The organism is Solidesulfovibrio sp. C21 (genome assembly GCF_047785625.1).
Taxonomy (GTDB): domain Bacteria; phylum Desulfobacterota; class Desulfovibrionia; order Desulfovibrionales; family Desulfovibrionaceae; genus Solidesulfovibrio.
Map to the genome: position 1 here is coordinate 1 of NZ_JBLODY010000124.1, position 7,135 is coordinate 7,135.

General features: G+C 66.5%; 8 protein-coding genes. 1 reads left to right on the forward strand and 7 read right to left on the reverse strand.

Annotated features, from left to right (window positions below):
• Positions 1-98: 98 nt before the first annotated feature.
• The 7 genes from ACMZ6R_RS19670 to ACMZ6R_RS19700 form a co-directional block, all read right to left on the reverse strand.
• Positions 99-644 carry a 2-oxoacid:acceptor oxidoreductase family protein gene (locus ACMZ6R_RS19670; protein ID WP_416114652.1) on the reverse strand — a complete coding sequence of 182 codons (546 nt, stop codon included), beginning with the start codon at positions 642-644 and terminating at the stop codon, positions 99-101.
• Between the two features lie 4 nt (positions 645-648).
• Complete coding sequence (locus ACMZ6R_RS19675) at positions 649-1,419, reverse strand: thiamine pyrophosphate-dependent enzyme (RefSeq protein ID WP_416114653.1); 771 nt, start codon at positions 1,417-1,419, stop codon at positions 649-651.
• A 3-nt stretch (positions 1,420-1,422) separates the two neighbouring features.
• Complete coding sequence (locus tag ACMZ6R_RS19680) at positions 1,423-2,484, reverse strand: 3-methyl-2-oxobutanoate dehydrogenase subunit VorB (protein WP_416114659.1); 1,062 nt, start codon at positions 2,482-2,484, stop codon at positions 1,423-1,425.
• Entirely contained in the window at positions 2,484-2,723 is a 240-nt protein-coding gene (locus ACMZ6R_RS19685) for an indolepyruvate ferredoxin oxidoreductase subunit alpha (protein ID WP_416114654.1), read from the reverse strand. Before ACMZ6R_RS19685 ends, ACMZ6R_RS19680 begins: the two co-directional genes overlap by 1 nt.
• A 117-nt stretch (positions 2,724-2,840) precedes the next feature.
• Positions 2,841-3,968, reverse strand: a complete 1,128-nt coding sequence (gene queA, locus ACMZ6R_RS19690) for a tRNA preQ1(34) S-adenosylmethionine ribosyltransferase-isomerase QueA (RefSeq protein ID WP_416114655.1) — start codon at positions 3,966-3,968, stop codon at positions 2,841-2,843.
• Positions 3,969-3,993: 25 nt separating this feature from the next.
• Positions 3,994-4,623 (reverse strand): lipoyl(octanoyl) transferase LipB, encoded by a 630-nt coding sequence (gene lipB, locus ACMZ6R_RS19695; RefSeq protein ID WP_416114656.1) that lies wholly within the window; start codon positions 4,621-4,623, stop codon positions 3,994-3,996.
• Positions 4,613-5,557, reverse strand: coding sequence for an exopolyphosphatase (locus ACMZ6R_RS19700; protein ID WP_416114657.1), 945 nt, complete (start codon positions 5,555-5,557; stop codon positions 4,613-4,615). Before ACMZ6R_RS19700 ends, lipB begins: the two co-directional genes overlap by 11 nt.
• Positions 5,558-5,880: 323 nt before the next feature.
• On the opposite strand from ACMZ6R_RS19700, the gene ACMZ6R_RS19705 reads away from it, so the two are divergent.
• Positions 5,881-7,092: a hypothetical protein gene (locus ACMZ6R_RS19705; protein ID WP_416114658.1), complete on the forward strand. Its 1,212-nt coding sequence runs from the start codon at positions 5,881-5,883 to the stop codon at positions 7,090-7,092.
• Positions 7,093-7,135 lie beyond the last annotated feature (43 nt).

Here is a 7,135-nt window from a genome sequence, read left to right on the forward strand (position 1 = left end):
GCGCGGCAGGGTGGAAGCGATGCTTCCGCCCTGCCGCGCCGGCCGCTGAGGAAGGGGGGACCGGGGGGCGCGCTCGCCCCCCGGCCGCCGGAGGCATCTTAATTCTTAAAGGAAGCACCGGCGCGCAGGGCTTCGGTGTTTTTCGGTATCAAGTGGCTGTAGTGCTTGGAGATCACGTGGGAAAGGCTGTCCTCCACCGCCGAAAGCGGCAGGATGCCGGTGGCGTTCACGTAAGCGCCAAGGGCCACCATATTGGCCATGCGCGTATTGCCCAGGCCGTCGGCGATCTCGTTGGCCGGCACGGCCACGAGCTTCACCCGTTTGCTGTCGGCGAGTTCCGGGTCGACCAGGGAGGAGTTGATGACCAGCACCCCGCCGTCGACGAGCTGCGGCTGAAACTTGTCCAGGGACGGCCGGTTCATGATGATGAGGCTCTTGGGGCTGCGGATGATGGGAGAGCCGATGGCGTCGTCGGAGACGACCACCGTGCAGTTGGCCGTGCCGCCGCGCATCTCCGGGCCGTAGACCGGGATGTAGGTGACATTCAGGCCGTGCTCCATGCCGGCGTAGGCCAGCAGGTTGCCGATCAGCATCACGCCCTGGCCGCCGAATCCGGCCATGATCACGTCTTGATACAGGCTCATGGGCTTAGTCCTCCTTGGCCGCGTCCTTGTAGACGCCAAGCGGGAAGCCGGGGATCATCTCCTTGGCCACGCGCTCGTTGGCGGCCACGGGCGTCATTCTCCAGTTGGTGGGGCAGGTGGCCAGAAACTCGACGAAGCCGAACCCGTCGCCGTGCAGTTGCATCTCGAAGGCGCGGCGCACGGCCCGCTTGGCCTGGGCCAGATTCTTGATGGAATTGACGGCCACCCGGGCGCTGTAGGCCACGCCGTCAAGCCCGGCAATAATCTCGGCCATCCGCATGGGCCCGCCCTCGCGCTCGGCGCAACGGCCGGCGGGACAGGTGGTGGTCTTCTGGCCGATCATGGTGGTGGGGGCCATCTGGCCGCCGGTCATGCCGTACACCGTGTTGTTGACGAAGATGATGGTGAGCTTCTCGCCACGGTTGGCGGCGTGCATGATCTCGGCCAGGCCGATGGAAGCCAGGTCGCCATCGCCCTGATAGGCGAAGACGAAGGCCTCGGGCCGGGCGCGCTTGACGCCGGTGGCCTCGGCCGGGGCGCGCCCGTGGGGGGCCTCGACGGTGTCGACCATGAGGTAGTTGTAGAGAAACACCGAGCAGCCGATGGAGCTTATGGCGATGGTCTTTTCCACCAAACCGAACTCTTCCAGGCACTCGGCCACGATGCGGTGGATGACGCCGTGCTGGCAGCCGGGGCAATAGTGGGTGGGCTTGTCGGCCAGGACGCCCGGCCGGTCGAAGACGAGTTCTTCCTTGATTTCAGGCATGCTGGACATGGGTTAGGCCCCCTTTGCGGCCGCGCGGATGGGTTCCAGGAATTCGTCGGGCGTGGGCAGGTTGCCGGGGAAGACGCCGTAAAAGGCGCTGTCGGCAAGGCCCCGCACGGCCAGGCGCACGTCGTCGACCATCTGGCCGAGGTTGTGTTCGATGGTGAGGAAGCGCTTGCCGGCGGCGGCGAGCTCGCGCAGCCCGGACTCGGGGAAGGGATAAAGGGTGATGGGGCGCAACAGCCCGACCCTGAGCCCCTCGGCCCGAAGCGTGCGCACGGCCGACTTGGCGATGCGGCCGATGGAGCCGAAGGCCACCACCACCAGTTCGGCGTCCTTGGTCTCGAAGTCCTCGAAACGCACCTCGTCGCGCATGGATTCGTACTTGCGCCGCAGCAGCATGTTCTGGCCGGCCAGGGCCCCGTCCTCAAGGAACAGGGACTTGAGGAGCCTGGGAGCGCGCTGGCCGCGTCCGGTCAGCTTCCAGTCCCCGCCCTCCTCCGGATCGACGGCGAGGGGCTCGCGGGGCACAACCGGCTCCTTCATCTGGCCGACGATGGCGTCGCCCAAAAGCAGCACCGGGTTGCGGTACTTGTAGGCCAGCTCGAAGGCCTCGAAGGTCAGGTCGTAGCATTCCTGGCAGGTGGCCGGAGCCAGAACCAGGGTGCGGTAGTCGCCGTGGCCGCCGCCCTTGACCGACTGGAAATAGTCGCCCTGGGAGGGGCCGATGTCGCCGAGGCCGGGGCCGCCCCGGTTCATGTTGACGATGACCCCCGGCAGCTCCGAACCGGCCATGTAGGAGATGGCCTCCTGCATGAGCGACACGCCCGGGCTCGACGAGGTGGTCATGGCCCGCACCCCGCAGGCGGCGGCGCCAAGCAGCATGTTGGCGGCGGCCACTTCCGATTCGGCCTGGACGAACTCCCCGCCGGCGGCGGGCATGGCCGAAGAGAGCATCTCCGGGATGTCGTTCTGAGGGGTGATGGGGTAGCCGAAGTAGCAACGGCAGCCCGCGGCCAACGCGCCATGGGCGATAGCTTCGTTGCCTTTGATGAAGATGCGTTTGCCCGACATCACGCGTTCTCCTTGGCTTTGCTTTTGACGCTACGCCAGACCTTGATGGCCACGTCCGGGCACATTTGGGCGCAGGAGGCGCAGCCGGTGCATTTTTCCATGGCGGCCTCGGGAACCTCGGCCACTTTGTACCCTTTGGTGTTGAAGCGCGAGGAGGCCACAATGATGGACTTGGGGCAGACCTCGACGCAAAGGAGGCATCCTTTGCACCGCTCCTCGTCGATGGCAATCCGCGACATGTTTGTATCACTCCTTATGCGGGCAGATCGGGCCCGGGGGAGGAGCCCCCGATACGGGCGAGCCCGCCGCTCCCCGTGCCCGAAAGCGCCTGGCGATGGGGGACGCCCGCCGGCCTTTTACAGGACCAGCATGGCGTCGCCGTAGGAAAAGAAACGGTAGCCGGAGGCCACGGCCCGCGCATAGGCGGCGAGCAGACGTTGCCTTCCGACCAGGGCGGCCAGCATAATCACCAGGGATGATCCAGGCAAATGGAAATTCGTGACCATCCCGTCGACCACATGAAAGGCGTAGCCGGGGCGGATGAAGATATCGGTTTCGCCGGCAAAGGCAGTCATTTCACCAGCTTCGCGCACCACTCCTTCCAGTGTCCGGGCGGCGGTGGTGCCGACGGCAATGACGGGCCGGCCCTCGACCTTGGCCCGCTTCACGGCCTCGGCCGCCTCCCCGGGCACCTCGATCCACTCCTTGTGCATGGCATGGTCGCGGATATCGTCCACGCGCACCGGGGAAAAGGTGCCGATGCCCACATGGCAGGTGACGGCGGCCAAGCCGAAGCCGCGTTCCCGCAAGCGGGCCAGCAGGGCTTCGGTGAAGTGCAGGCCGGCGGTCGGTGCGGCGGCGGAGCCGAGCTTGTCGTCGCGGGCGTAGACGGTCTGGTAGGTTTCGCGGTCGTCGGCGTCGTCGGCGCGGTGGATGTAGGGCGGCAGGGGCACGTGGCCGATGCGGCAAAGGATGTCCGGCAGGCTGCCCTGCCAGTGAAGGATGAAGTCCGTGCGGCCGAACTGTCCGCGTCTGGTCGTGGTCAGGCGCAGGTCCGGGGCGAAGTCCACCCGGTCGCCGGGCCTTGGCGGCCGGGAGACGCGCAAAAGTCCCGAGGCCGGCGCGACGGCCCAGCCCGTGTCCGGATCGACGGTCGGGGCCAGCAGCGCCACCGGGGTGGTCAGCAGCAGTTCGGCCGCGCCGCCCGAGGGCTTGTGGCCGAAAAGACGCACCGGCGCGACCTTGGTGTTATTGACCACGAGCAGCGCCCCGGCCGGGAGCAAATCCGGCAGGTCGGAAAAGACGGCGTCGGCCACCTCCCCAGTGGCCCGGGAGACGGTCATGAGCTTGCAGGCGTCGCGCGTTTCGCACGGCCGCGAGGCGATACGCTCCGGCGGCAGGTCGAAATGGTAGGACGCGAGCAGGTCGTCGGGAGCGGCGGGGACGGCGGAAACAGCGTGAGTCGTCGGGATATCGTGGGACAAGGCGGGATTCCGGATCGGTTTGAGGTTAATTGGCAGGCAAACGGTCGAGCCCGGCCGTGGCGATTGCCGCCATACGCGCCATGGCTTCGGCCATGTCCACGGACGCGCCGGTCTCGGCGGCAACCGAGGTCATGGCCACGCCGGCCAGCCCGCAGGGCACGATGGCATTGAAAAGCGTCAGGTCGTTATCCAGATTGGTGGCGATGCCGTGGGTGGCCACGCCGCGCGAGACATGGATGCCGAGCGAGGCGATCTTGCGCTCCCCCACCCACAACCCCAGCGGATTCTGGCGGCATTCGGCGGCCACGCCATAGCTTTCGAGCAGCGCACGGCCCATTTCCAGCACCCAGGCCACGAACGACTTGACGCCGAAGCCAAGCGAACGAAGCCCGACCACCGGATAGACGACGAGCTGGCCGGGGTTGTGCACCGTTGCCCCGCCGCCCCGGTCCGTCTGCACGAGGCTGACGCCCGGCGGCGCGTACAAGACCTTGTTGATGGGCTTGTTGCCCCCGAGCGTAATGACCGGATCGTGCTCGAGGATGAAAACCGTCCCCCCGCTTGTTCCGGCCTTGACCGCCGTGGCGGTTTCCTGTTGCAGGGCCAGGGCCGCCTCGTAGGCGATACGGCCGAGGACGCGGACCTCAGGCGCCAAGGCCGCCTTCCCCGGGCTGCGGCTTTTCGCCGTTAAGCACCGCCACGACGTCGGCAAGGACCTTCCCGGCCTCGGCTTCCGGCACCTGGCAGGTGCCGACATTTCTGTGCCCGCCGCCGCCGTAGGCAAGCATCAGCCGGCCGATGTCCACCGGGTTGGCCCGGTCGAAAATGGATTTGCCCACGGTCAGCACGACGTTCTGCTTGGCCTTGCCCCAGATGACCTGCACGCTGACGTTGCACGCGGGAAAAAGCGCGTAGGCCGTGAAGCGGTTGCCGGTAAAAATCTCGTCCTGCTCGCGCAAATCGATGACCAGCACCTTGCCCAGCATCTTCGAGCGGGCCCGCAGCATGGCCGCGAACTGTTCTTCCTGCTCGAAATAGCGTTTCACGCGCTCGGCCACGTCGGGGTCGGTCAGGATCTTGGCCACCGGCTCGTGGCGACACAGGTCCACCAGGCGCATCATGAGCTGGTAGTTGCTGATGCGGTAGTCACGGTAGCGGCCAAGGCCGGTGCGCGGGTCCATGATGAAGCTCAGCAGTATCCAGCCCTCGGGCCGGGCCACATCCCCGGGCGTCAGGTCGCCGCTGTCGCAACGGTCGACGAACGCAAGCATCTCGTCGAAGCGTTCGGGAAAGGTCTTGTGGCCGCCGTAATACTCCCAGATGACCCGGGCGCAGCTCGGATACTGCTTGGACGCGCCCGTAAACGTGATGTCGCCCAGGCGGTCGGCCTCGCTGGTGTGGTGGTCGAACCACAGGCCGCAGCCCGGCGCATAGGGCACGTTGGCCAGGATGTCGTTCGGGCCGCATTCCACCTTGCCGTCCTGGACGTCTTTTGGGTGCACGAACGTCCACTCGTCCATCACCCCGGCTTCCTTGAGCAACACGGCGCAAATAAGCCCGTCGAAATCCGAACGCGTCAACAACCGCATGGGTGCCTCCTCAAGACTGGGGGGAAACCTTTCTGAAGAAAGGTTTCCCCCCAGGCCCCCCTTCTAAAGACTTTACCGGAAAACAACGGCGCCATGGCCTTGATCCCATTGGAAGATTTAGGAAAGGGAGAGTGCGAGAGGGGAGAACCCTTTGCAAAGGGTTTCCCCTCTCGCACTATCTCATCCTCATCTTATACCATATGGTATTATCCTAGCCCAGGCCCCGGCGCGAGGCAACACGGGGCCTCGGGGCCTCCGGCGCGGGGCGCAATTTTCCTTTGCCAGGGAGCCGTTTTTCCGGTGAAATAGGCAAAACACTTTCCATGATACACCACGGATCAGATCAGCCCACCATAACCACCCTGGACGCCTTTGCCTCGCGCATGGCCGAATCGGTCGCGCTTCGCCGTCAGGCCGCCGCCGCCATTCTGGCCAGCCGGCCCGTTCCCCCGGAAATCGCCCCGGCGCTTGCCGCCATCGGCGACGAACTGTCGGAAGCCGCCGACCGCGACGGCTGGGCCGAACTCCTTTTGGACCCGGACCAGCCGCTGCGCCTGACCCTGGCCGAGGAAACCGAGCAGCTCGAGAACGATGCGCTCTACCTCGAGGAAGGCCGCGAAGCCCTGCTCAAGCACCTGGGACGCCGCCGGCATGGCCTGCGCGACGCCATGCGCAAGGGGCTCAAGGAAATTTCCGGCCATGGCATAAACGTCTGCCTGTGCCAGTGCGACGCGCTTTTTCGGGCCCCGGGCCAGCGGTTCGTCACAGCCGTGCAACCCCTGTGGAACGCCGTGGCCCTGGCCCGCTTCGCCACCTCCCGGTCCAAACGACCGGTTCTCTGGTCCGCCGCCCCGCTCTCCGGCCCCGGCATCGCCGACTTGGCCACGGTCCCCTCCCAGGCCTTCGCCTGGGCCGCATCGCTTGGCCGCCAGATCGTGGACACCGCGGGGCGCGGCATCGACGCACCGCTGTCCCGGGAAAAAGCCGCGCTGCTCGAATCGATCAACGCCCGGCTGGCCATGCTGCTGGCCGATTCGAGCTGGCGCGCCTTCGCCTATGTCGGCTCCGGGCTGCAATTCCGGCGCGGCGAAACCGTCCTCGCCCGCCAGGACAGCCTGGGCAGCGTGGACGAGGACGCTTCCCTGGAGCTTTTGGAGCACGTCCACGACATCGTGGACGCCGTGGACCCCGAGCGTGAGCACTTCCGGGTGGAAGACGACGGGCTGGACATGATCGTGACCCCGACCTCCAGCCAGCAGGACGTGTGGCGCGATTTCACCACGGCCGAGGGACTCCGCGCGACAGACGCCGCCCTGTCCCTCGATTGGGCCACCGGACCCCATTTTCTGTGCTGCGGCGGTCCCGACGGGCTGGAACTGCTCGAAGCCGTGACCGCCCTGACCCCGGACGTCCGCTGCCTGTTCGTCGCCGACCGCGAAGACCTCGGCCATCGCGCCAAGGCCCTTTGCCCCAGGACCTTCGTGGTCGCGCACCCCGACGTCGCCGCCGCCATCCTCTCGGCCGGGGCACCTTAGAAAAAGAACCGGGGGGAAACTTTTCTGAAGAAAAGTTTCCCCC

What these genes read in the sequence shown, in the direction of transcription:
- ACMZ6R_RS19680 (WP_416114659.1), bottom strand. Translation starts at nt 2,484, where the DNA reads ATGTCGGGCAAACGCATCTTCATCAAAGGCAACGAAGCTATCGCCCAT.
- ACMZ6R_RS19700 (WP_416114657.1), bottom strand. Translation starts at nt 5,557, where the DNA reads ATGCGGTTGTTGACGCGTTCGGATTTCGACGGGCTTATTTGCGCCGTG.
- ACMZ6R_RS19685 (WP_416114654.1), bottom strand. Translation starts at nt 2,723, where the DNA reads ATGTCGCGGATTGCCATCGACGAGGAGCGGTGCAAAGGATGCCTCCTT.
- ACMZ6R_RS19675 (WP_416114653.1), bottom strand. Translation starts at nt 1,419, where the DNA reads ATGTCCAGCATGCCTGAAATCAAGGAAGAACTCGTCTTCGACCGGCCG.
- ACMZ6R_RS19670 (WP_416114652.1), bottom strand. Translation starts at nt 644, where the DNA reads ATGAGCCTGTATCAAGACGTGATCATGGCCGGATTCGGCGGCCAGGGC.
- ACMZ6R_RS19705 (WP_416114658.1), top strand. Translation starts at nt 5,881, where the DNA reads ATGATACACCACGGATCAGATCAGCCCACCATAACCACCCTGGACGCC.